The sequence below is a fragment of the Dietzia sp. 111N12-1 genome (assembly GCF_001658045.1).
In the GTDB taxonomy this organism is placed as follows: domain Bacteria; phylum Actinomycetota; class Actinomycetes; order Mycobacteriales; family Mycobacteriaceae; genus Dietzia; species Dietzia kunjamensis.
The window spans coordinates 35,340-59,187 of sequence record NZ_LSSV01000030.1; the positions used below are offsets into that span (position 1 = coordinate 35,340).

Annotated in this window: 20 protein-coding genes and 1 pseudogene; 9 read left to right on the forward strand and 12 right to left on the reverse strand. The window is 71.0% G+C overall.

Features of this window, described 5'->3' with window-relative positions; genetic code table 11:
* Positions 1-11: 11 nt before the first annotated feature.
* The 3 genes from AYO52_RS07980 to AYO52_RS07990 are packed head-to-tail and all read left to right on the forward strand — an operon-like array spanning position 12 to position 3,481.
* Positions 12-1,178, forward strand: a complete 1,167-nt coding sequence (locus tag AYO52_RS07980) for a CoA transferase (RefSeq protein ID WP_067715637.1) — start codon at positions 12-14, stop codon at positions 1,176-1,178.
* Positions 1,175-2,356, forward strand: a complete 1,182-nt coding sequence (locus tag AYO52_RS07985) for an acyl-CoA dehydrogenase family protein (RefSeq protein ID WP_067715640.1) — start codon at positions 1,175-1,177, stop codon at positions 2,354-2,356. Before AYO52_RS07980 ends, AYO52_RS07985 begins: the two co-directional genes overlap by 4 nt.
* A 21-nt stretch (positions 2,357-2,377) precedes the next feature.
* Positions 2,378-3,481: a zinc-binding dehydrogenase gene (locus AYO52_RS07990; RefSeq protein WP_067715642.1), complete on the forward strand. Its 1,104-nt coding sequence runs from the start codon at positions 2,378-2,380 to the stop codon at positions 3,479-3,481.
* Positions 3,482-3,695: 214 nt separating this feature from the next.
* Here AYO52_RS07990 and AYO52_RS07995 read toward each other — a convergent pair whose 3' ends face one another.
* The 6 genes from AYO52_RS07995 to AYO52_RS08020 all read right to left on the reverse strand — a co-directional run bounded on the left by AYO52_RS07995 (position 3,696) and on the right by AYO52_RS08020 (position 11,233).
* Positions 3,696-4,838, reverse strand: a complete 1,143-nt coding sequence (locus tag AYO52_RS07995) for a thiolase family protein (protein WP_067715645.1) — start codon at positions 4,836-4,838, stop codon at positions 3,696-3,698.
* A gap of 69 nt (positions 4,839-4,907) precedes the next feature.
* The gene (locus tag AYO52_RS08000) at positions 4,908-6,113 is read right to left on the reverse strand and encodes an acyl-CoA dehydrogenase family protein (RefSeq protein ID WP_067715648.1); all 1,206 of its coding nucleotides are present in this window, start codon (positions 6,111-6,113) and stop codon (positions 4,908-4,910) included.
* 100 nt (positions 6,114-6,213) lie between these two features.
* Complete coding sequence (locus AYO52_RS08005; RefSeq protein ID WP_067715710.1) at positions 6,214-6,975, reverse strand: SDR family NAD(P)-dependent oxidoreductase; 762 nt, start codon at positions 6,973-6,975, stop codon at positions 6,214-6,216.
* A 62-nt stretch (positions 6,976-7,037) separates the two neighbouring features.
* Positions 7,038-8,111 carry a phosphotransferase family protein gene (locus AYO52_RS08010; RefSeq protein WP_067715651.1) on the reverse strand — a complete coding sequence of 358 codons (1,074 nt, stop codon included), beginning with the start codon at positions 8,109-8,111 and terminating at the stop codon, positions 7,038-7,040.
* A 67-nt stretch (positions 8,112-8,178) separates the two neighbouring features.
* Complete coding sequence (locus tag AYO52_RS08015) at positions 8,179-9,543, reverse strand: MFS transporter (RefSeq protein ID WP_082923870.1); 1,365 nt, start codon at positions 9,541-9,543, stop codon at positions 8,179-8,181.
* A gap of 1 nt (position 9,544) precedes the next feature.
* Positions 9,545-11,233, reverse strand: coding sequence for a class I adenylate-forming enzyme family protein (locus AYO52_RS08020; RefSeq protein ID WP_067715654.1), 1,689 nt, complete (start codon positions 11,231-11,233; stop codon positions 9,545-9,547).
* A 118-nt stretch (positions 11,234-11,351) separates the two neighbouring features.
* On the opposite strand from AYO52_RS08020, the gene AYO52_RS08025 reads away from it, so the two are divergent.
* Complete coding sequence (locus tag AYO52_RS08025) at positions 11,352-12,017, forward strand: TetR/AcrR family transcriptional regulator (protein ID WP_082923874.1); 666 nt, start codon at positions 11,352-11,354, stop codon at positions 12,015-12,017.
* 86 nt (positions 12,018-12,103) lie between these two features.
* Here AYO52_RS08025 and AYO52_RS08030 read toward each other — a convergent pair whose 3' ends face one another.
* Positions 12,104-12,820 carry a LysR family transcriptional regulator substrate-binding protein gene (locus AYO52_RS08030; RefSeq protein ID WP_067715656.1) on the reverse strand — a complete coding sequence of 239 codons (717 nt, stop codon included), beginning with the start codon at positions 12,818-12,820 and terminating at the stop codon, positions 12,104-12,106.
* Positions 12,821-12,851: 31 nt separating this feature from the next.
* A complete protein-coding gene (glyA, locus tag AYO52_RS08035) occupies positions 12,852-14,156 on the reverse strand; it encodes a serine hydroxymethyltransferase (protein WP_067715659.1) in 1,305 nt (434 codons plus the stop codon).
* 133 nt (positions 14,157-14,289) lie between these two features.
* On the opposite strand from glyA, the gene coaA reads away from it, so the two are divergent.
* Positions 14,290-15,222, forward strand: a complete 933-nt coding sequence (gene coaA / locus AYO52_RS08040) for a type I pantothenate kinase (RefSeq protein WP_067715661.1) — start codon at positions 14,290-14,292, stop codon at positions 15,220-15,222.
* Here the strand turns inward: coaA and AYO52_RS08045 are convergent.
* A pseudogene (locus AYO52_RS08045) lies at positions 15,219-16,318 on the reverse strand (tocopherol cyclase family protein). The gene coaA and the pseudogene AYO52_RS08045 overlap by 4 nt on opposite strands.
* Positions 16,319-16,355: 37 nt before the next feature.
* Here AYO52_RS08045 and AYO52_RS08050 point away from each other — a divergent pair.
* Positions 16,356-16,856: a PH domain-containing protein gene (locus tag AYO52_RS08050; protein ID WP_067715664.1), complete on the forward strand. Its 501-nt coding sequence runs from the start codon at positions 16,356-16,358 to the stop codon at positions 16,854-16,856.
* Positions 16,853-18,484 carry a PH domain-containing protein gene (locus tag AYO52_RS08055; protein ID WP_082923871.1) on the forward strand — a complete coding sequence of 544 codons (1,632 nt, stop codon included), beginning with the start codon at positions 16,853-16,855 and terminating at the stop codon, positions 18,482-18,484. The genes AYO52_RS08050 and AYO52_RS08055 overlap by 4 nt, the downstream gene beginning before the upstream one ends.
* A 74-nt stretch (positions 18,485-18,558) precedes the next feature.
* On the opposite strand, the gene AYO52_RS08060 is transcribed toward AYO52_RS08055, so the two are convergent.
* From AYO52_RS08060 to AYO52_RS08070, 3 genes are all read right to left on the reverse strand, one after another.
* Entirely contained in the window at positions 18,559-19,251 is a 693-nt protein-coding gene (locus tag AYO52_RS08060) for an MOSC domain-containing protein (protein WP_067715666.1), read from the reverse strand.
* Positions 19,251-20,018, reverse strand: coding sequence for an isoprenyl transferase (locus AYO52_RS08065; protein WP_067715669.1), 768 nt, complete (start codon positions 20,016-20,018; stop codon positions 19,251-19,253). The genes AYO52_RS08060 and AYO52_RS08065 overlap by 1 nt, the downstream gene beginning before the upstream one ends.
* A gap of 136 nt (positions 20,019-20,154) precedes the next feature.
* A complete protein-coding gene (locus AYO52_RS08070; protein WP_067715672.1) occupies positions 20,155-21,228 on the reverse strand; it encodes a 3-deoxy-7-phosphoheptulonate synthase in 1,074 nt (357 codons plus the stop codon).
* Between the two features lie 562 nt (positions 21,229-21,790).
* Between AYO52_RS08070 and AYO52_RS08075 the strand changes: the two genes are divergently transcribed.
* A complete protein-coding gene (locus AYO52_RS08075) occupies positions 21,791-23,041 on the forward strand; it encodes an LLM class flavin-dependent oxidoreductase (RefSeq protein WP_067715674.1) in 1,251 nt (416 codons plus the stop codon).
* On the forward strand, positions 23,038-23,739 hold the full coding sequence (locus AYO52_RS08080) for a CE1759 family FMN reductase (RefSeq protein ID WP_067715677.1): 702 nt from the start codon (positions 23,038-23,040) through the stop codon (positions 23,737-23,739). Before AYO52_RS08075 ends, AYO52_RS08080 begins: the two co-directional genes overlap by 4 nt.
* The last annotated feature ends 109 nt before the right edge of the window (positions 23,740-23,848 follow it).

Here is a 23,848-nt window from a genome sequence, read left to right on the forward strand (position 1 = left end):
GGGAGCCGTTGATGACAGAGCCCTCCGCGTCCCGACCGCTGGACGGGATCCGCGTCGTCGAGCTCTCGAGCTTCGTCGCCTCACCCTTGTGCGGACTCACGCTGGCGCAGCTCGGCGCCGAGGTCATCCGGGTCGACCCGGTGGGTGGCGCGGCGGACGTGAACCGGTGGCCCCTGGCGCCCGACGGGACGTCGATCTACTGGACCGGGCTCAACCGGGGCAAGGCCTCGGTCACTCTCGATCTGCGCTCCGACGACGGCCGGCGGGCGTTCCGCGAGCTCGTCACCGCGCCCGGCGAGGGTGGGGGGATCCTCGTGACGAACTCGGGCGGGCGGTCGTGGATGAGTCACGACGTCCTGGCCGGATCCCGGCCCGACCTCATCAGCCTGGAACTCCTCGGTCGCCGCGATGGCCGCCCGGCGGTCGACTACACCGTCAACGCCGCCCTCGGTTTCCCCGCCATCACCGGCCCCGGCTCGGGCCGCGTCGTCAACCACGCCCTGCCGGCCTGGGACGTCGCCGCCGGACTGCACGCGGCGCTGGCCGTGGTGGCCGCCGTCCGCGAACGTGAGCGGACCGGCCGCGGGCGGCGGATCGTCCTGCCCCTCGACGACGTCGCGCTGGCCACCGCGGGGACGCTCGGGTACCTCACCGAACCACAGCTCGACGGGTCGTCGCGGCCTGCCGTGGGCAATCACGTCTACGGGACCTTCGGCACGGACTTCACCACCTGCGACGGCGGTCGGTTCATGATCGTCGCCCTGACCACCCGGCACTTCCACGACCTGGCCCGCCTCACGGGCACCCGGGAGGCCGTCGACGCGCTCGAGACCGCGACCGGCGCCGACTTCACGGAAGAGTCCGACCGCTACTCCTATCGCGAGGTCCTCGCCGCACTGTTCGCCCGCTGGTTCTCCGCCCACACCACCGACGAGGTCGCGCGGGCCCTGGACGACTCGGTGGTGCTGCACGAGCGCTACCGCACGTTCGCCGAGGTCGTCTCGGAGGGCGAACTCGAGGCCAACCCCCTCTTCTCCCGCCTCGACCAACCCGGCATCGGCCCCTATCTGGCCGCCGCGTATCCGGCGACGTTCGACGGGGACCACCTCGCCACGGGCCCGGCGCCCTCCCTCGGCGCGGACAACGACCGACTCACACCGGGAGGACGATCCGGATGACCCACAAACCCACCGCCCGCGAGGACGTTCCCGTCTACCTCACGGAGGAGCGCCTCGCGATCAGGGACCTCGCACGCGACTTCACCGCCAGAGAGGTCCTCCCGGTCGCGAACCGCCTGGACCCGGAGAAAGGCGACATCCCGGACGAGCTACGGCAGAAGATGGCCGACATGGGCTTCTTCGGGATCATGATCGACGAGGAGCACGGCGGCCTGGGACTGGGCGTCTTCGAGTACTGCCTGGTCGCCGAAGAGCTGGCCCGCGGGTGGCTGTCGGTGTCCGGTCTGCTCGCGCGGGGAAACGGCATGGGCGGAGGGTTCACCGCCGAGCAGCAGGCCCGCCTGCTCCCCCGCGTCGCCCGCGGCGAATGGCTGGGTGCGTACGCGCTCTCGGAGGCCGAGGCGGGATCCGACGTCGCCAACATCTCGTGCCGCGCCGTCCGCGACGGCGACGCCTGGGTGATCAACGGGACCAAGATGTGGTGCACCTACGCCGACCAGGCCGACTACCTCGTCCTGTTCGCCCGCACCGATCCGGACCGCGACCCGGACAAGCCGCACCGGGGCATCTCGACCTTCCTGGTGGAGAAGGAGCGCGGCTCCTTCCCCTCCGGCATCAGCGGCAACCCGGTCCGCAAGATCGGTTACTTCGGCTGGCAGACCTGGGAGTTGTCCTTCGACGACTTCCGGATCCCCGCGTCGTCGCTGCTCGGCGAGGAGGGCAAGGGCTTCTACATGGCGGTGTCCGGTCTCGAAGTGGGGCGTGCCCACACCGCGGCCCGCGCGATCGGACTCGCCCGCGCCGCACTGGAGGACTCGATCGCCTACGTCGCCACCCGGGAGCAGTTCGGTCAGCCGATCGGCCAGTTCCAGTATCTGCGCTTCGAGATCGCCAAGATGGCCGCGGACATCGAAGCCGCGCGTCAGCTCATGTACTCGGTGGCCACCGCGATCGACTCGGGACGGCGGTGTTCGCTCGAGGCCGCCATGTGCAAGCTCGTGGCCACCGAGATGGCCGAGCGGGTCACGTCGCAGGGCGTCCAGATCCACGGGGGTGCCGGCTACACCACCGACTTTCAGGTGGAACGGCACTGGCGCGACGCCCGCCTCACCAGGATCTTCGAGGGCACCAGCGAAATCCAGATGCGGATCATCTCGGACGAGCTCCTCGGCCGCTGAACGCTGCGTACAGTCGGCCCCATGAGAGCTGCGGTGTGCGTTGAGACCGGGTCCCCGCTGGTGATCGAGGACATCCCGATCCCGGAACCGCGCGCCGGCGAGGTCCTGGTCCACAACCACGCCTGCGGGGTCTGCCACACGGACCTGCACGTGATGAAGGGCGAGGTCGGGTTCCCGCTGCCGGGAGTCCTGGGCCACGAGATCTCCGGCGTCGTCGCCGAGGTCGGCGCCGGGGTCACCCACGTCCGGCCCGGCGACCGGGTGGTCGGCTCGTTCATCATGCCGTGCGGATCGTGCGAGAACTGCGCCCGCGGCATGGAGGACATCTGCTCCACGTTCTTCGAGTACAACCGCCTGCGCGGCACCCTGTACGACGGCGAGACGCGCCTGCACCGGGCCTCCGGCGAACCGTTGTCCATGTACTCGATGGGCGGGCTGGCCGAGTACAGCGTCACGCCCGCCACCGCGGTGTTCGCCCTCCCCGAGCAGCTCGACCTCACCGATTCCGCCATCCTCGGGTGTTCGATGTTCACCGCCTACGGAGCGGTCCGCAACGTGGGCGACGTCCGGACCGGGGAATCCGTTGCGGTGGTGGCGGTCGGTGGGGTCGGTCAGAACATCGTCCAGCTGTCGGCGGTCAGTGGCGCGGAGTCGGTGATCGCGATCGACGTGGACGACGACAAGCTCGCCCTCGCGCGCCGCATGGGCGCCACCCACACCGTCAACTCGCGTGAGGCCGACGCCACCGAGGCGATCATGGAGATCACCGGCGGACGCGGGGTGGACGTCGCCTTCGAGGCGCTGGGGTCGGCGGCCACCACCCGGCAGGCGACCGACATCGCCCGCGAGGGCGGGCGGGTCGTGGTCGTGGGCATCCCCCCCGCGGGCACCACGCTCGACGTGGACCTGGCCCGCATCGTGCGTCGCAAGATCCAGATCAAGGGCTCGTACGGCGCCCGCGCCCGTCAGGACGTTCCGGCGCTCGTGCGCCTGTTGGCGGCGGGGAAGCTCGACCTGGGCGGCATGATCTCCCGGCGCGTCCCGCTGGCCGAGGCTCCGGAGACCTACCAGGCGCTCGACCGCGGTGAGGTGCTCGGCCGGGCGGTCGTCCTCACCGGCGACTGAGCCGCCCGCGCACCCGGCGACTGAGCCGCCCGCGCACCCGGCGGCATCCGCGCGCGCCCCTGCCCGCAGCCGCACGAGCGCCTGTACGCCCACAACACAGCCGCCCCCGACGCTGAACGCCGGCCTGCGCATCTGCGCACGCCAGACGCCATCGTCGGGAGCGGCTGTGTCTCCAATGGCAGCCGCTCGCGCGGCTGCCCGGTGGGGGCTCGGATCAGAGCAGTTCGATGATGGTGGCGTTGGCCTGGCCGCCGCCCTCACACATCGTCTGCAGGCCGTACTTGATGCCCTCGTTCTTCATGTGATGGACGAGGTCGGCGAAGATCCGGGCGCCGGAGCCACCGAGCGGGTGCCCGAGGGCGATGGCGCCGCCGTTCGGGTTGAGCTTCGCCGGGTCCGCCCCGGTCTCGGCCAGCCACGCCATCGGCACGGACGCGAACGCCTCGTTGACCTCGTACACGCCGATGTCGTCGATGGACAGTCCGGACTTGGCCAGCGCCTTGGCGGTGGCGGGGATCGGAGCGGTGAGCATGATGACCGGGTCGTCACCGGCGAGCGTGGCGGTGTGCACCCGCGCGATCGGGGTGCACCCGTACTTGGCGGCCGCCTCCTCGCTCATCACGAGGATCGCCGCGGCGCCGTCCGAGATCTGCGAGGCGTTGCCGGCGTGGATCACGCCGTCTTCCTTGAACGGGGTCTTGAGCCCGGCCAGCCCCTCGACGGTGCTGCCGCGGCGGATGCCCTGGTCGGTGTCGAAGACGCCGTCCGGGGTGGTCACCGGCACGATGTGCCCGGCGAAGAACCCGGCGTCCTGCGCGGCGGCGGCCTTCTCGTGCGACGCCACGGCGAACTCGTCGAGCTGGGTGCGGTCAAAGCCCCACCGCTCGGCGATCATCTCGGCACCGACGCCCTGGTTGGGGGCCGTGCCGTCGTAGCGGTCGAGGAACGCCTGACCGTAGGGGAACGACTCGGAGGAGACGTGCGAGCCCATCGGCACCCGCGTCATCGACTCGACGCCGCCGGCCACCACCACGTCGTGGAAGCCTGCCTCCACCACGGCCACCGCGAAACTCAGCGCCTGCTGCGACGAGCCACACTGCCGGTCGATCGTCACGCCGTTGACCGTCTCCGGCCATCCCGCCGACAGGGCGGCGGTCCGGGCGATGTCCCCGGCCTGCTCCCCGGCCTGGGTGACACAACCCCAGATGACGTCCTCGACGATCGATCCGTCGATCCCGGCGCGCTCGGCCAGCGCCGTGAGAACGGTCCCCGACAGATCGGCGGGATGCACCCCGGCCAGTCCACCCTTGCGCTTGCCCACCGCGCTGCGCACGGCCTCCACGATTACTGCACCCATGTTCTGCACTTCCTTGTCTCTGCGGTCCCGGCGCCGGGCGGCACCGACCGTTACTGGGACATCCTAGTTTTATCCGACGTACGGCGGGGTCTTCTTCAGCTCTCCGCGCGCGATGGTGCGACGGTGGACGGCGTCCGGTCCGTCGACGATCCGCAGCGCGCGCGCCCAGGCGTAGAAGTACGCCAGCGGGGTGTCGCCGGAGACGCCGGCGCCGCCGAAGATCTCGATGGCCCGGTCGATCACGGCACAGGCGACCTGCGGGGCGATCACCTTGATGGCGGAGATCTCGAACCGCGCCTCCTTGGCGCCGACGGTGTCGATCATCCAGGCGCAGTGCTGCACCTGCAGCCGCGCCTGGTCGATCTCGATGCGCGAGTTGGCGATGTGCTCCTGCACCACGCCCTGGCTCGCCAGCGACCCACCGAACGCGTGCCGGGACTTGGCGCGGTCGACCATCAGGGCCAGCGCCCGCTCGGCCATGCCGATGGCGCGCATCGCGTGGTGGATGCGGCCCGGCCCGAGACGGGCCTGGGCGATCGCGAACCCGGCGCCCTCCTCGCCGAGGAGATTCGACACGGGCACCCGCACGTCGGAGAACACGATCTCACAGTGACCGTGCTGGTCCTGGTATCCGAACAGCGGCAGGTTGCGCTCGATGGTCAGGCCCGGGGTGTCGCGGGGCACGAGGACCATCGACTGCTGCCGGTGGGTCTCGGCAGACTCGTCGGTCTTGCCCATGACGATGAGGATCTCGCAGCGGGTGTCGGCGATGCCGGTGATCCACCACTTGCGACCGTTGATCACGTACTCGTCGCCCTCGCGACGGATCACGGTCTGGATGTTCGTGGCGTCGGAGGACGCGACATCGGGCTCGGTCATGGCGTACGCCGAGCGGATCCTGCCCTCCTTGAGCGGCTCGAGGTACTTCGCCTTCTGCTCGTCGGTGCCGAACAGGTGGAAGGTCTCCATGTTCCCGGTGTCCGGGGCCTGAGAGTTGATCGCCTCCGGGGCGATGACGGGCGACCACCCCGTGATCTCCGAGACGGCGGCGAACTCGAGGTTGGAGATCCCGGACCACTCGGGCAGGAAGAGGTTCCACAGCCCACGGCGCCGGGCCTCGGCCTTGAGGTCCTCCATGACCGGCGGGTAGGCGTTGTCCCCGTGCTCACGCAGGTACTCGGCCCAGACGGGCTCGGCGGGGAAGACGTGCTCCCGCATGAACTCCCACATGTTCTCCTGCAGCTCGATGCTGCGCTGACTGTGAGCGAATTCCATGTCATTACTCCTGTAGAAGCGTGCCGCGGCGGCCCGCCGCGGGCGGGATGAGTGAAGTGGTGCCTGCGTCAGTGCTGAGTTGGTTCAGTGCTGAGTCGGTTCAATGCATAGTCATCCCACCGTCGACCACGAGCGTGGTCCCGGTGATGAACGATGATGCGTCGGAGGCGAGGAAAAGCAGCGCGGAGTCGAGCTCGGGCTGGAGCCCCAGTCGGCCGAAGATCGTGCTGCCGGTGATGTCCGCGAGCATCTTCTCCGGGATCTCGTCGGTCATCTCGGAGGCGAAGTACCCGGGGGCCAGCGCGTTGACGCGGATACCGCGGCGGCTGCCCCACTGCGCGGCGAGGTCGCGGGTCAGTCCGAGCACGGCCGCCTTGGTCGCCGAGTAGGCGGCCTGCGGTGCGAAGCCGGCGGTCAGGCCCAGGACGCTCGCGACGTTGACGATGCTCGCGCCCGGCTCCATGACGGCCGCGCACTCCTTGGCGGCCCAGTAGGCGCCGTTCAGGTTGACGTCCACCACCCCGCGGAACTGCTCGGGGGTCTCCTTGAGCGCGGGCACGGCGGTCCCGATGCCGGCGTTGTTGACCAGCACGTCGATGCGTCCGTGGGTGTCCATCGTGTCGCGGACCATCGCCGCACACGCCTCGGGGTCCGCGACGTCGCACGCCACGGTCGAGGCGGTGCCGCCGGCGGCACGCAGTTCCTCGGCGAGGGCGTCGAGCCGCTCGCGGCGTCGGGCGGCCAGCACGACCGTGGCGCCTGCCGAGGACAGGGCCCGCGCGAAGCCGGCCCCGAGCCCCGACGACGAGCCCGTGATCACCACGACGCGGCCGTCCAGCCGGAAGCGGTCGAGCACGGGCAGCGCGGCCTGCGGACCCGTCCGGGGATCGACCGGGGTGGGCGCTGCGGATGAGGAGTCGGCCATCAGTTGGTCACCTTCCTGGAGCCGAGGATCGAGTGGCCGTGGTCGACCAGCTCGCGGATCTGCGGGCCGATGTCACCGAAGTCCTGACCGGCCATGTCACCGGCCTCGGAGCGCGTCGCCACGCCCTGGGCGATCGCCGCGAACTTGAACGTGGCGAACGCCAGGTACCACGGCATGTGGGACGGATCGGTGCCGGTGGCCGCGCAGTACCGGTCGAGCAACCGCTGCGGTCCGGGCCAGCCCGGCTCGGTGGTGATGCTGGGGATGAGCGGCACGGTCGGCCCGTTCGGGTCGCCCCAGTACAGAACCGTCTGCGCGAGGTCGGCGACCGGATCACCGAGGGTGGACAGCTCCCAGTCGAGGATCGCCTTGATGCGCCCCGGGTCGTCGGGGTCGACGACGTAGTTGTCCAGGCGGTAGTCACCGTGGATGATCCGCGACGACGGCGAGGTGGGCATGCTCTCGCCGAGACGCGCGGCCAGCTCGGGCAGACGGTCCGCCCGGACGGAGGCACTGGATTTCTCCGACTGGCCCAGCCAGCGTCGCAGCTGCCGCTCCAGATAGCCGTCCGGGCGACCGAGATCCCCCAGGCCCACCGCGTTCTGGTCCACGGCGTGGAGCGCGACCATCGCGTCGATCTGGGCGTCCGCCATGGCCGCCTTGTCGTCGTCGGACTCGGCGAAGCCCGCCGGCAGCGCGTCACGGATGACGTGGCCGACCACCTTCTCCATCACGTAGTACGGCACCCCCAGGTCCTCACCGGTGGTCTCGTTGAGCACCACCTTCGCGACCGGCACGTCCGTGTCCGCCAACCCGAGCTGGATCCGCGCCTCGCGGCCCATGTCGTGCGCGCTGGGCAGGAGCTCGCCCGTCGGCGGCCGCCGCAGGATCAACTCCCCCGCCTCGGAGCGGAGCGTGAACGTGAGGTTGGACTTGCCGCCGGCGATGAGGTCGGCGTCGAAATCCGCCCAGGCCTGGTCACCGGTGGCCTCGGCGATCTTCGGCCCCACGACGTCGGGGCGGAGCAACTGGTCGACGGACAGTCCCGTGGACTCGGACGATGAAGGGGTCATGGCGTGGATCCTCGCGGTTGATGGGCGACCGGGCGGGCGGTTCGGGTGGATCAGTTGTGGCCGACGCTCAGTTGTGGCCGACACGGTGCAGGTCGTGACCCCGGGTCTCCTTCATGAAGGCGGTCGCGACCATCGTCGCCACGCACAGGGCGATGATGTAGGCGCTGATCATCCAGTACAGGTCCCACTGGATGAACTGGGCGTTGAGGTACGGCGCACTGCCGCCGAAGACCGCCACCGACAGGGAGTACGCGAACCCGATGCCCGCGGTACGCATCTTGGTGGGGAACGCCTCGGACATGAACGAGGACAGGATCGAGCCGGCGGCCGCGACCAGGGTCATGGCGACGAGCGAGGCGAGGAACAGCGTCCACGGGCGGTCGTCGATCATCCCCATGAGCATCGGCGTGGTGATGATCGTGCCGATGGCGAAGATGAAGATGACCGGGCGACGGCCGATGTGGTCCGAGAGCAGACCCCACAGCGGGAGGGTGCACAGGGCGATGAGCTGGCTGCCGAAGATCGCCCAGAACGCGGCCTCCGAGTCCATGTCACGCTGCGTGATGGCGAACGTCGAGGCGTACGAGCTCCAGGTGTAGTGCGCGACGGTGATGCCGGAGACCATGGCCACGACCAGCGCGATGGCGCCGGCGAGCTTGCGTCGCGAGAACGTGGCGACCGGCGAGGTCGGATCGGCGGCGGCGGCCGCGGCGGCCTTGTCGAAGACGTCGGACTCCTCCATGCCGGACCGCAGGTACAGCACGAACAGGGCGAACACGGCGCCGAGCAGGAACGGCACGCGCCAGCCCCACTCGCCGACGGCGGACTCGGAGAGCACGGCGGTGATGCCGCCGCCGATGCCGTAGGCGATCACGGTACCGCCCATGATGGCGACGAACACGAGGCTGCCCCACATGCCGCGACGGTGCGGCGGTGCGATCTCGGCGACGTAGCTGTAGGCGGTGGCCGACTCGCCACCGTGGGCGAAGCCCTGGATCATGCGACACAGGAGCAGCAGCGCCGAGGCGAAGATCCCGAGCCTCTCGTAGCTCGGGAGCAGGCCGATGAGCAGGCTGGCGCCGGCCATCATGAGCATGGTGGTGATGAGGACGAACTTGCGTCCGCGTACGTCCGCGATCCGGCCGAAAACGATCCCGCCCAGCGGGCGCATGAGGAACCCGACCGCGAAGACGGCGAACGTGGCCAGCAGCGCCGAGACCGGGTTCTCGTTGTTGAACATCACCGCGGCGATGTACGGGGCGAAGACCGCGTAAGCGGTCCACTCGTACCATTCGAACAGCTGCCCGGTGGTACTGGCGGCCAACGAGCGGACGCTGCCGCGGCTCGCCTTGGCGGACTGGTGTGGGGCTGCGGTGGCGGCGGTGGCGCCGGCCCGCCCGCGGTCGTCGGGGTCGATGGTGGCCTCGGCCATGTCAGTTCCCTTCGGTGGGAGTAGAGGAGTGGGAGGGGGTGTGCTCGTCGCGGAGTTCGCGACGGCGGATCTTTCCGGTCTGGGTCTTGGGGAGCTCGCCGACGACGTGGACCTCGCCCGGCCGCTTGTAGGCGGCGAGCCGATCCGAGGCGAACGCGATCAGCTCGTCCTCGGTCGCCGTCCGCCCGGCCTTGAGCGAGACGAACGCGACGACCTTCTCGCCGCGGTACTCGTCCGGCAGACCGACGACGGCGGCCTCGAACACCGCGTCGTGCTCGTACAGGGCGTCCTCGACCTCGCGCGGCCAGACTTTGTAGCCGGAGGCGTTGATCTGGTCCTTGAGGCGGTCCACGAGGTACACCCAGCCGTCGGCGTCCATGACGGCGACATCGCCGGTGTGCAGCCGACCGCCGGGCATGGTCGACGCCGTGGCGGCCTCGTTGCGCCAGTAGCCGGACACGATCTGCGGACCCGACAGGACGAGCTCGCCCTGCTCGCCCGGGGCGACCGGCTGGTCGTCGACGCCGACGACCTCGGCGCCGATCCCCGGCAGCGGCACTCCGATGGACAGGGTGCCGCTGGTCTCGTCGACCGGCGCCCGCAGCCCGGGCGGCACCGCGATGACCCCGGAGGTCGTCTCGGTCATGCCGTAGCCGTTGTGGATGTAGTGGCCGAACCGCTCCGCGAAGCGCTCGACCGTCGAGGGCGGGATGGGCGCGCCCCCGCTGTACAGGGTCTTGACCGACGCAAAGTGCTCCGGTCCCGCCTCGTCCAGGCGCATGAGCGCGTTGTAGGCGGTGATGGAACCGATGGTGAAGGTGACCCCGTGTTCGCGGAACGCGTCCAGCATGACACCGGGCCGGAAACGTCCGGCGAAGACGAGGGTGGAGTCGGTGACCAGCGCGACGGTGGCGTTGATGACGGCGCCGGTGATGTGGAACAGCGGGGCGATCGCCAGCACCACGTCGCCCGGCACGAGACCGACGAAGTCGGCGAAGCTCCGCGCGACCGCGATGACGTTGCCATGCGAGTTCATCGCCCCCTTGGGCGGCCCGGTGGTTCCCGAGGTGTAGGTGAGAAGCGCGAGGTCGTCGGGGGCGACCTCCGCCGGCTCCGGGGTGCGTCCCTCGAACTCGCGGATCAGGGAGATCAGGTCGCCGTCCGGCGAGGGCTCGACCTGCTGGTCGTCGCCGAACGCGCGGGGGTCGTTCCGGGTCTGCAGGTCGCGCTCGCTCGTACTGACGACCCATGCGACGTCCGTACCGCTCACGGCGTCGCGGATCGCCGTGGCGTCCCGGTCGGTGGCGATGATCCCCACGGCACCGGAGTCCTCCACGGGCAGCCTGAGTTCCCGGCCGAAGTACATCGGGTTGAGCACCACGGCGGCGGCGCCGATCTTCCACAGCGCCAGCATCGCCAGCGCGTACTGCGGGATGTTCTGCAGGTGGATGCCGACGCGGTCACCCGGCGCCACCCCCCGGACCTGCAGTGCGGTGGCGAGCGCATCCGCCATCGCGTCGACCTCGCGGGCCGACAGCGTGGTGTCGAAGTAGGCGACGGCCGCCCTGTCCGGCGAGGAGTCGACACGCTCACGCCAGGCGTCCACGAGCGTCGACCGCCGCGTCACGAGGCTTTCGTCGAGGCCCGGTGGGTACAGCGTGCGCCACGGCCGCGGGTCTTCCTGGCTCATCCTCGCTCCTCTCGTTCACGATCCTTGTGCGATCCACCGACCGATCGATCGCTCGGTGTGCCATAGTGTTACCCACACCACAACCGGTGTCAAGCGAAGGGTGGCTAGTGTTGTGACGATGAGTGAGGAGACTGCGACGTTGGAGGCCGCGTCGTTGGAGGCCGCGTCGTTGGAGGCCGCGACGTTGGCGCAGTGGCGCGAGTTCGGCACCGACGAACTCTCCCCTCCGCTCCGCGCGGCCCTGGTGGTCTTCGCAAGGCACGGTTATCACGGAGCCTCGATTCGGTCGATCGCCGAGGCCGCCGGACTGTCCGTGCCGGGCCTCTACCACCACTACCGATCGAAGCAAGCCATCCTCGCAGCGGTCGTCGACCAGGCCATGGCGGAGATGCTCACGCACACGCAGGCCGCGGCCGACGACGCCGGCGACCACACCGTCACCAGGTTCGAGAACATCGTGGAGTGCCTCGCCCGATTCCACATGGCGCGGCGCGACCACGCGTTCGTGGCGTCCACCGAGATGCGCAGCATGGACCCGGACGTGCGCGCACGCCACATCGCGCAGCGCGATGCGCAGCAGAAGATGCTCGAGGACGCCATCCGCGCCGGTGTCGACTCCGGGGAGTTCTCCTGCGCCCACCCCGAGGACGCGGCCCGCGCCATCGCCTCACTGTGTGTGTCGATCGCTTCCTGGTACCGGCCCGACGGGCCGCTGTCGGCCGACGACGTCGTCGCCCGCCACCTCGAGTTCGCCCGCGGGATGGTCGGCGCGGCACGCGGCTGAGATCGACCGCGCCGCACGCGGCTGAGGTCGACCGCGCGGCACCCGGCTGAGGTCGACCGCGCCGCACGCGGCTGAGACCCACCCGGTCAGCGTCTGCGCTGCCCCCGACCCACCGGCTTCGGCGCACGTTCGGCGCGGGCCTTCGCCTTGGCGGCGGCCTTCTCCTTCGCGGTCCGCTTCTCGCGCGGGGGCTCGCCCGCTCCGCGCGAGGTGCCCGCCCTGCGACCCCGCACGATCCCCACGAACTCGTCGATCAACTCATCGGTCTCCCTCGCGGGCGACCAGGCGATGCCCATCCGGGTCGCGGGGACCCCGTCGACGGGCCGCGCCACCACGTCGCGCCGACTCAGCGCCCTCGCGTACGGCGCCGGCAGGACGAGCAACCCCACGCCGGCGGCGACGAGGTCCACCGCGGCGGACACCTCCTCGGGCGATGCCGTGATGGGGTCCACCGGCTCGAGCCACCGCTCCCCCTCGAGGTCGGCGATCCCCAGCGAGTCGAAGGCGGCGAGTTCGTGGTCCTTCTCGGCGAGAACGGCCGTCGTCTCGGTGTACAGCGGGACCCGGAGCAGGCCGGCCGGCGCCGAGCGCGGTGCATCGTCGGGCTCGCGGAGGAAGATCACGTCGAAGCCGTCGTCGCCGGCGGAGCCCGCGAGCTCCGCGCGTGGGTCACCGGCGCGCCGGGCCGAGATCGGCACGCGCGGATTCCGCTCGCGCCACCGCGCGAGCCACTTGTCCGGCTGGACACCGGGGACGTAGCCAACCCGTAGACGGGGGCCGTTGCCCGTGTTCTCGTCGGTCATCGGCCCCCGCCTGTCGTTTTCTCGACCCGCGTCAGCCCAGGATCTTCCAGTCCTCGAGTCCCTCGTACAGCGGCTTCGACGCGGCCAGCGCAGACACGCGCTCACGCAGGGCGGTGACGTCGGCGCCCGTCCCCGCGGCCAGCGCGGTGCCGATGATGTCCGCGACCTCACGGAAGTCCTCGGCTTCGAACCCGCGGGTGGCCAGGGCGGGCGTGCCGATGCGCAGGCCGGAGGTCACCATCGGCGGACGCGGGTCGAACGGCACCGCGTTGCGGTTCACCGTGATCCCGACCTCGTGGAGGAGGTCCTCCGCCTGCTGGCCGTCGAGCTCGGAGTCACGCAGGTCCACCAGGACGAGGTGCACGTCCGTGCCGCCGGTGAGGACGGAGACGCCGGCGTCCCGGCAATCCTGGGCGGTGAGCCGCTCGGCGAGGATCTGGGCACCCTCGATCGTGCGCTGCTGACGCTCGCGGAACTGCTCCGTGCCGGCGATCTTCATCGCGGTGGCCTTGGCGGCGATCGCGTGCATGAGCGGTCCGCCCTGCTGGCCCGGGAACACCGACGAGTTGAGCTTCTTGAACAGCTCGAGGTCGTTGGTGAGGATCATGCCGGAGCGCGGCCCGCCGAGCGTCTTGTGGACGGTCGTGGAGACGACGTCGGCGTGCGGGACGGGGCTCGGGTGCAGGCCGGCGGCGACCAGGCCGGCGAAGTGGGCCATGTCCACCCACAGCTTGGCGCCGACCTCGTCGGCGATCTCGCGGAACTTCGCGAAATCCAGGGTCCGCGGGTAGGCCGACCAGCCGGCGATGATGACATCCGGCTTCTCCGCCAGCGCCATCTCGCGGACGGTGTCCATGTTGACCTGCATGGTCTCCGGATCCACCTCGTAGGCGGCGACCTCGTAGAGCTGGCCGGAGAAGTTGAGCTTCATGCCGTGCGTGAGATGCCCGCCGTGGGCTAGCGATAGGCCCATGATCTTGGACCCCGGCTTCGCGAGCGCCATGAGCACCGCGGCATTGGCCTGGGCACCGGCGTGCGGCTGGACGTTCGCGTACTTGGCGCCGAAGATCTCCTTCGCGCGGTCACGAGCCAGGTTCTCCACCACGTCCACGTGCTCGCAGCCGCCGTAGTAACGGCGACCCGGGTACCCCTCGGCGTACTTGTTCGTGAGCACGGAGCCCTGCGCCTGCAGGACCGAACGCGGCACGAAGTTCTCCGACGCGATCATCTCGAGTGTGTCTCGCTGTCGGGCGAGCTCGCCGGCCATCGCCTCGGCGACCTCCGGATCGAGCTCGGTCAGGGAGGCGGTGAACACGTCGGTGTTCGGGTCGGTCATCGTTGCTCCTCGCACGTGGGCTTTGCACTTCGTACGAATCGTGTGGGGCCACGGCTCGTCTCGTCGTCGTCAGTCTAGTGCCACGCCACCCTGACACCCCCTCCCCCGTGGCCACCTGCCACAATCGGGAACCGTGAGCAGACAAGCCGGCGACTACACGCCGTACGTCGAGTTCGACCGTCGGAGCTGGCGGCGCCTGCGGCGTGCGATGCCCATGGTGCTCACCGAACAGGACCTTGAGGGCCTCCGGGGCCTGGGCGAACACCTCGACCTCGACGAGATCGCGGAGATCTACCTGCCGCTGAGCCGGCTCATCCACCTGCAGGTATCCGCCAGACAGCGGTTGTTCCAGTCGACCAATCTGTTCCTCGGCGAGACCGTGGACGCCCCCATGCCGTTCGTGATCGGCGTGGCCGGATCGGTGGCGGTCGGCAAGTCCACCTCCGCCCGTGTGCTGCGCGCGCTGCTCACCCGCTGGGACTCCCACCCCCGGGTGGACCTCATCACCACCGACGGCTTCCTTCACCCCAACCGCGAACTCCAGCGGCGCGGACTGATGCACCGCAAGGGCTACCCCGAGTCGTACGACCGGCGCGCGCTGCTGCGGTTCGTCACCGAGGTCAAATCCGGAGCCCCGGTCGTGCGCGCGCCGGTGTACTCACACACCAAGTACGACATCGTGCCCGGCGAGTTCATCGAGGTCCGCCGACCCGACATCCTCATCGTGGAGGGCCTCAACGTCCTGCAGACGGGTCCGCGCCTCATGGTCTCGGACCTGTTCGACTTCTCGCTCTACGTCGATGCGCGGATCGAGGACATCGAACAGTGGTACGTCGAGCGGTTCCTCGAACTGCGGAGCACGTCGTTCTCCAACCCCAACTCGCACTTCGCGCACTACGCCGACCTGTCCGACCAGGCGGCCCGGCTCGCCGCCCGCGAGATCTGGATGTCGATCAACCGGCCGAACCTGGTGGAGAACATCCTGTCCACCCGGCCGCGCGCGACGCTGGTGCTCCGCAAGAACTCGGACCACTCCATCCAGCGGCTGCGCCTGCGCAAGATCTAGAGCGGCGGCGCGCCCGTCTCCCCCTCCGGAACACCGCGCCGCCGCAGCTCGGCCTCGGCGCGGTCGAGCCCGCCGTGTTCGAGCGCGGCCAGGGCGCTGCGGTCCGACCACACCAGCCGCCCGTGCCGTCGCACCTCCACCTCGAGCTCGCCCGCGAGGTGTTCGATCGACCCGGCGGAGTTGCGCTTCTCCGATGGCAGCGGGACCGGAAGCACGTGTGCGCGGTCCAGGGGCGAACGCCCGCTGATCCGGACCTGCCAGCCGTAACCGCGGCCCTGGAACTCCCACCGCTCGTCGGTCACCTCTGCGCGGACCGGCGAGACGACCGGGTTGCCCAGCCGGATGACCTTCCCGCCGGGCAGTCGCACGACAACTGCGGTCACCTCGGTGCGCAGGGGCCCGGAGTGGATCTGCCCGCCGGCGAACGCCACGCACGTGTTCGGCTCGGAGAACGCCTGCGCCTGCCCCCACCACCACGAGTCGGGGAACCCCTCGGCGCCCCAGTTCTTCTCGCCGTACACCTCGGCGCCGTCGAACTCCCAGTGCTCGCCGTCGAGTTCGGCCCATCCGCTGGCGCGACCGCCGAGAAGCCAGGGGTGCCAGTACTGATTGAGGGCGGGCACTGACTGGAAGATGCTCGAGCCGCCGACGGCGCGGTGCGGCCACCGCACCGGGTCGGTGATGGTCACCTGCAGGCGGGCGCCCTCCCCCATGTCCACGCGGACCCCGTCGGGTCGGTAGTCGAACAGTTCGCCGGAGCGGGCGCCGATCCGGTCCGGATCCGCCCAGCCGTCGGGCACGGCCATGAGGCGGAGGGTGGACGACGACGATGACGACGACGAGGAGGAGTTCCCGTCTCCGTTCCGGCGCGATCCACCGGCCTCGATCGGGATGGGCGCCTCGTCGGAGGCGAGCCCGAGCGTCGCCCAGTGCCCGTCGGGTCCCCGGTTGACCCGATGAGGGCGATCACCACGCGCCCGCGCTCGCGATCGGTGACGCGGAGGAAGTACCCCTCCATGGCCACGTCGTGTGCGCGCAGCGGATCGCCGAAGGGCAGGTCTGCGCCGGTCGCCCGGTATCGCCGGAGGAGTCCCATGCGGTTCAGCGTCCCACAACCGGCTTAGGGTGGAGCCGTGAATGCGACGCAACTCGGGACCACACTCGGCCTCCGTCCGCCCAGGGAACGGGTCGATCCCCGGTGCCGACGATGGTGGACGGCGCAGGTCGCCCTGTGGATGGTCGGGCCACTGCTCGTACTGGCGGTATCGACGCTGATCGTGGGCCCGTGGATGCTGCTCGCCACCGCCGTATGGGCGTTACTGACAGCGGCGGCCCTGGTGGTGGTGCCCCGGGTGCGGTGGGCGATCCACCGCTGGGAGGCCACCGACACCGCCGTCTACAGCCGTAGTGGACTGTTCTGGGAGGAGTGGCGCGCTGCTCCCCTGTCGCGCGTCCAGACCGTCGACAAGACCCGCGGCCCGCTCCAGCGACAGTTCGGCCTCGCCACCGTCGTGGTCACCACCGCCTCGTCCAAGGGCGCGGTGCGCATCAGCGCCCTCGACGCCACGCAGGCCGAGGAGATGGCCGACCGCCTCACCCTCCTCGCCGAGGACGATCAGCGGGACGCCACATGACCGGCCCGACCGATCCGGGCGGCCCGCACCACCCCTCCGACCTCGCCGGTCCGGTCGGCACCGCGGGCGCGGACCACTCCGCCGGCGCGGGCCACGACGACTGGCTGCCGCTGGACCGTCGGACGATCACCTCCACGACCGTGGTGGTCGCCGCGGCACTCGTCGCCGCGGCGGTGCCGACGGCGATCGGCATGCTGGTGGGCGGCCTGGCCATCGGCTGGGTCCTCCTCTGGACGGTGGGCGGGGTGGTCGTCGGGACCGTCGCCACCGCGATCGCCGAGTCCGCCCGCCTGACGGTGACCCGCTACCGCGTCGACGCCCACCGGATCGAGCGCCGGGTCCGCTTCCTGTCGAGCACCACGTCGTCACTGTCGACGCACCGGGTCCGCAACGTGGAGATCACCGCCGACGTCGTCCAGCGTCGCCTCGGTATCGCCACCCTCAAACTGGCCAGCGGTGAGACCGACGGTTCGAGGATGACGCTGGCCGCGCTCGACCGCTCCGAGGCCGAGGACCTGCGCCGCCGACTACTGGCCGACCGAGCCGGCGCGGACACGCACGAACTCGCCCGCCTCGATCCCCGGTGGGTCCGCTACGCCCCGGCCAGCCTCATGACGCCGGTGTTCGGCCTGGTGGGCTTCGGCATCGTGCTCCAGGTGGCCGACTGGTTCAACGCGGTGCCGACGGTGCTGGAGTGGGTGTGGGACCGCGTCGGCGGGCTGCCGCTGCCGGTCCTCGCCATCGGCGTGGTGGCCCTGACCCTGGCCATCGGCACCGTCGCCGCCACAGTGCTGTTCGTGGAGAACTGGTGGGGCATGCGCCTGGAACGTCACCGCGACGGTTCTCTCGAGCTGCGCCGAGGCCTGGTCGTGGGCCGGCACGCGACATTCGACGGCCGACGCGTCCGTGGCGTGACGCTGCACGAGCCGCCGGGGTTCCGCGCGCTCGGGGCCGCCCGGCTGGACGTGATCGCCACCGGAGTGGGTATCGGCAACGACGAGAACGGCAAGCCCAAACAGAGCCCCGCGCTGGTCCCCGCCTCCCCGCGCGACGTGGCCGCCGGCGTGGCGGCGGAGATGCTGGGGACACCGGTGCCGGGTACGGCGGCGGGCACGGCAGCCGTGAGGACGGAGGCCGCGAAGACGGCGGCGGCGGGCACACCGGGGCCGGACGCGCTGCGCTCCCATCCGCCTGTGGCGCGACGACGACGAGCCGTCCGCGCGGTGGCCGCCACCCTCGCCCTCACCGGGATCGCCCTCGTACCCGCGCTCGTGTGGCCGTGGCTGTGGTGGGTTCCCGTCGCCGTGGCCGCGGTCGGTGGGACGGTCGCCGCGTGGGCCGCGGTCGACAACTACCGCGGACTCGGCCACGCGGTGGGCGGCACGGTGGTCACGGTCCGTAAGGGTTCGCTCCTGAGACGGACCGATGTCCTGTACCGCGACGGGATCCTCGGCTGGAACGTGCGGCGCACCCCGTTCCAGCGCCGGGCCGGGCTGGTGACGCTGGTGGCGACCTCGGCCGGCGGCGGCGGTGCGTTCCGACTGCCGGACGTCGCAGAGGCCGAGGCGCACGAGGTGTGGTCGACCGCCGGCGACGTGTGGGACCACCTGGCCGAGCCACGCGACTGAGCGACTCTGCAGCTGAGCGACTCTGCAGCCGAGCGACTCCGCGGCCGAGCCACCCCGCGCGGGCGCGAACCCGGTCAGTCGGCGTCCACGGGCCTGTCGTCGGTGGCCGGATCCAGCTTCCGGACCAGACTGGGCGCCAGGTCGGACAGCGCGTACTCGTCGAGGAGCCGCCGGGCCTCGTCGTCGTTGACCCCGGCGAAGACCCGCCCGATCGTGACCCCGTGAGTGGGCACGGCGACCACCCGGATCTCATCCCCGGCCTCGACGGGGCCCGCGGCGAGGACCCGCGCGTACGCGCCGGGTCGCCCGCCCTCGGTGAAGCGCCGCACCCAGCGCGGCTTGCCCACGTGGTGGCCGAAGGTCTGACACGGGATCCGCGGCGTCGTGACCTCCATGCGCAGGCGACCCACCTCCAGCACGGTGCCGATCTGCAACTGCGAGGTGTCGACGCCGGTCACGCGAAGGTTCTCGCCGAAGTACCCGGGCGGGATCGGGCCGCCGAACTCGGGCTCCCACTGCTCGACGTCGGACTCCGAGAGCAGGTAGACGGCCTTCCACACCCCGCCGTGGTGCTGGCGGTCTGCCTGGACGTCGCCGTGGAGGCCGTACTCGCGCACCTGGACGGGCCCGTCGACGGGCCGCTTGTCGATCGCGGTGACGCCGACCCGGCCGGGCACCTCGAGCAGTTGGTCCACCACGCACACGGCGCGGACGGTGATCACCTCGCCCACGGTGATCGGCCCGCGCTCCGCCTCCGCGCCGACCATCACTGACCGAACCGACGGTTGCGGGCTCCGTACTCGCGCATCGCCCGGAGGAAGTCGACCCGCCGGAACGCCGGCCAGTACGCCTCGGTGAACCAGATCTCCGAATACGCGCTCTGCCACAGCAGGAAGCCCGAGAGCCGCTGCTCGCCCGAGGTGCGGATCACGAGGTCCGGGTCGGGCTGGCCCGAGGTGTAGAGGTGCTCGCCGATGCCGTCGACGGTGATCGCGTCGACCAGCTCCTGCCCGCTGCAGCCCTTGTCGATCAGCTCCTGGACCAGCTCGCGGGCGGCGTCGGCGATCTCCTGCCGCCCGCCGTACCCCACCGCGACGTTGACCTTGACGCCCGGCCGGCCCCTGCTCACCTGCTCGGCGTGGCGCAGTCGCTCCGCGAGCCAGTCCGGCAGCACCTCGAGACGCCCGACGATCCGGACCTCCCAGTTCTTCCCCGGGCCGGTGATCTCGTCCACCACGTCCGCGATGATCTGCAGCAGTTCATCGAGTTCCTCGGCATCGCGACCGAGGTTCTCCGTGCTGAGCAGGTAGATGGTGGCGACGTCCACACCGAGGTCGTCACACCAGCCCAGCATCTCGGCGATCTTGACCGCGCCCGCCCGGTGACCGTGCGCGACGTCGGTGAAGCCCGCCTCGCGTGCCCACCGGCGGTTCCCGTCCGCCATCACGGCGATGTGCCGCGGCAGCCTCGACTCGTCCAACGAGGCGCGGAGGCGCGCTTCGTACAGCGAGTACAGGGGGAAGGAGACGGCCACGCGGAAAGGGTACCGCGCGGCGTCGCCCGCCCAGTGGTGCCCCTCGGGCCGCCGTCCCCGGGCCGACCGCACCGGCGACGGGGGCGGCGGCGTGGGCGGCGGCGTGGGCGGCGGGGCGGCGGCGGGGCGGCGGCGGTCAGCCCCGTCGGCCCCGGCGAACGGCCGCGGCGAGCGCGCGCAGGCTGTCGGCGGTGGTGTCCCAGCCGATGCACGCGTCCGTCACGGACCGGCCGTACACCAGCTCGTCGGCCTCGACGGACTGGGCGCCGGGCTCGAGGAAGCTCTCGATCATCAGTCCGGAGATGCCCCGCTCCCCCGCGCCGATCCGCTCGGCCAGCTCGGCCACGACCTCGGCCTGACGCTCGTGCGACTTGCCCGAGTTGGCGTGGCTCGCGTCCACCATCACCAGACCGGGCAGGCCGACCTTGCCGACCGCCGCGACGGCCGACGCGACGGACTCGGTGTCGTGGTTGGGTCCGCCGGTCCCGCCACGGAGGATGACGTGGCAGTCGGCATTACCGGCGGTCTCCACGACGGAGGCCCGGCCGTCGGCGTCGGTGCCGAAGAACACGTGCCGCGCCGCCGACGACCGGCAGCCGTCGACCGCGACCTGGACCTCGCCGTCGGTCCCGTTCTTGAAGCCCACCGGCATCGACAGGCCGGACACCAGCTGACGATGCACCTGGCTCTCGGTGGTGCGCGCGCCGATCGCGCCCCACGAGACGGCGTCCGCGATGTACTGCGGGCTGGTCGGCTCGAGGAACTCGGTCCCCACGGGCAGCCCTAAATCGAGCACGTCGAGCAGCAGGGTGCGGGCGGTGCGCAGGCCGCGCGGGATGTCGTAGCTCCCGTCGAGCGCGGGGTCGTTGATGAGGCCCTTCCACCCGACGGTGGTCCGGGGCTTCTCGAAGTACACACGCATGACGATGAGCAGGTCCTCGGCCGTCTCGGCGGCGAGCGCGGCGAGTCGCGCCGCGTAGTCGAGGGCCGCCTCGGTGTCGTGGACCGAACACGGGCCGACCACCACGAGGAGGCGGTCGTCACGCCCGGCGAGCACGTCGGCGACCTCGGCGCGGCTGCGCTCGACCAGCGCCTCGCGGGCCTCGCCCAGCGGGAGCTCGCAGAGGATCTCGGTCGGCGTCGGCAGCGGGGAGTAGGACAGGACTCGCCTGTCGGCGGTCTGGGTGGGGTTCTCGGCGGTGACGGTCACGGCTGTGCACTCCTGGCGATGTGGTCGTGGCGGGCCGGGTGCCGTGATCTCTTCGGTGCCCTGCGTCTCGCGCACCCGGATCCGCCGTCTGGAAAGGCGGAAGGCGGCGACCATGGTGGTCACCGCCTCTGGGCTCCGGGTGTCGAGACGTCCGTCTAGCGGACGCGTGCGCTCGCGGCGCGGGCTCCACCCGGAGCCCACATAAAGCGCCAATAAGCGCGAGCGTTCGACATGCCGGACACGATAGCAGACGGCCCCGGGCCGGCCGGAATCGCCTCGCAGCCCTACCCCGACAGCCGCTCCCGCGCCTGGCGTGTCGCCCGCGGGGCTGGCGTGTCGCTCCCGCGCCTGCTCGACCAGGACGCAGCCGCGTCCCGCCATGGCGTCTGGCGTGCACCGCTGCGCAGGCCAGACGCCGTCGCGAGGGGCGGCTGCGGAACCGTCCACACCGGGGCAGGCCGTGCGGACACCCGCCATGTGAGGGGGAATACCGCCCCACACCCTTTTGTTTGACATGTCAGCAAGTTAAGCTGGGGACACCAACAGACGAGAGGCCACCATCATGCAGTTCGGAATCTTCAGCATCGCCGACATCACCCCGGACCCCACCACCGGGCGGATACCCACCGAGCACGAGCGACTGGAGGCGGTCGTCGAGTACGCCACGCTGGCCGAGCAGGTGGGCCTCGACGTCTTCGCGCTGGGTGAACACCACAACCCGCCGTTCGTGACGTCCTCCCCCACCACGACGCTGGGCTACATCGCGGGCAGGACCTCCGAGATCATCCTGTCGACGGCCACCACCCTGATCACCACCAACGACCCGGTGAAGATCGCCGAGGATTACGCCATGCTGCAGCACCTGGCAGGCGGCCGGGTGGACCTGACGATGGGCCGCGGCAACACCGGCCCGGTCTACCCGTGGTTCGGGCAGGACATCCGGCAGGGCCTGCCGATCGCGATCGAGAACTACGAACTGCTCCACCGCCTGTGGCACGAGGACGTCGTGGACTGGGAGGGCAAGTTCCGCACGGCCCTGCAGCAGTTCACCTCGACCCCGCGCCCGCTGGACGGCGTCGCGCCCTTCGTGTGGCACGGCTCGATCCGCTCGCCGCAGATCGCCGAGCAGGCCGCCTTCTACGGCGACGGCTTCTTCCACAACAACATCTTCTGGCCGATCCACCACACCAAGCAGATGGTCGAGCTGTACCGCCGCCGCTACGAACACTACGGCCACGGCTCGGCGGACCAGGCGATCGTCGGCCTGGGTGGACAGTTCTTCGCCCGCGCCAACAGCCAGGACGCGGTCGACGAGTTCCGCCCCTACTTCGACAACGCCCCCGTCTACGGCCACGGCCCGTCGCTCGAGGACTTCACCGCCCAGACCCCGCTGACCGTCGGCTCGCCGCAGCAGATCATCGACCGATACATGACCATGCGCGAGCACGTGGGCGACTACCAGCGTCAGCTGTTCCTCATCGACCACGCCGGCCTGCCCCGCAAGACCGTTCTCGAGCAGATCGAGATCCTGGGCACCGAGATCGTGCCGACCCTGCGACGGGAACTCGACGCACTGCGCCCGGCCCACGTCCCGGACGGGCCGACCCACGCCGCGCGGGTCGCCGCCCGCGACGCCGACCTGGCCGCCGCCGGCGATCCCACCTATTCCGACGCGTACCGCTTCGGCACCGGCGACAACTGGACGGGCCTCACCGCCGAGGGCGGTCAGCGCGCCCAGGAGCAGTCGCTGGCCCGCGCCCGCCGCAACCAGGCCCGCCTCGCCGAGGCGCCGGCCGGGAAGGACTCCAAGTGACCGACCCCCACAACAGCCACTCCGCCGGGCGGCCGCTCAACCTCGTCGTCGTCGCCGCCGGAACCTCGGTGCCCTCCAGCACCCGGATGCTCGCCGACCAGCTCACCGCCGCGACCCGCGACGCGCTCGCGCGGCACGGTCAGAGGGTCGACGTGACGGTTCTCGAGGCGCGCGAACTGGCGCACAAGGTCGTCGACGCCACCTTCACCAGGTTCCCCGGGGAGAAACTGGCCGCGGCGATCGACGAGATCGGCCGGGCGGACGGGCTGATCGCGGTGTCGCCCATCTACAACCAGTCGTTCTCGGGCCTGTTCAAGTCGCTGTTCGACGTCATCGAACCCGGCACGATCGCCGGCGTGCCGGTGGCGTTGGGCGCGACCGGCGGAACCGCGCGTCACTCGCTGGCGGTCGACTACGCCCTGCGGCCGATGTTCGCCTACCTCAAGGCCGACATCGTGCCCACGACCGTGTTCGCGGCGGCCGAGGACTTCGGCGCCGTGGCCACCGACGGCGACGAGGACTCGCTGCGCGCCCGTACCGCGCGAGTGGGGACCGAACTGTCGGACTACATGCTGCGGTTCGCCGGGGTCACCGCCGGCGCGGTGGCGCCGACGCGCGCGGACTCCGGTCGGGGACGGAAGACCGACGACGACGAGTTCAGCGACTTCGTCCCGATGGGCGACCTCTTGGGCCGCTGAACCGGCGGGCGGGTTCGCCCTCACCACGGTCCGCCCTCCAGAGGTCGATCCGCCCGCGGGACCCGCAACGCGGATCGACATCCGAGGGGCGGATCGTGTGCTGGATTCG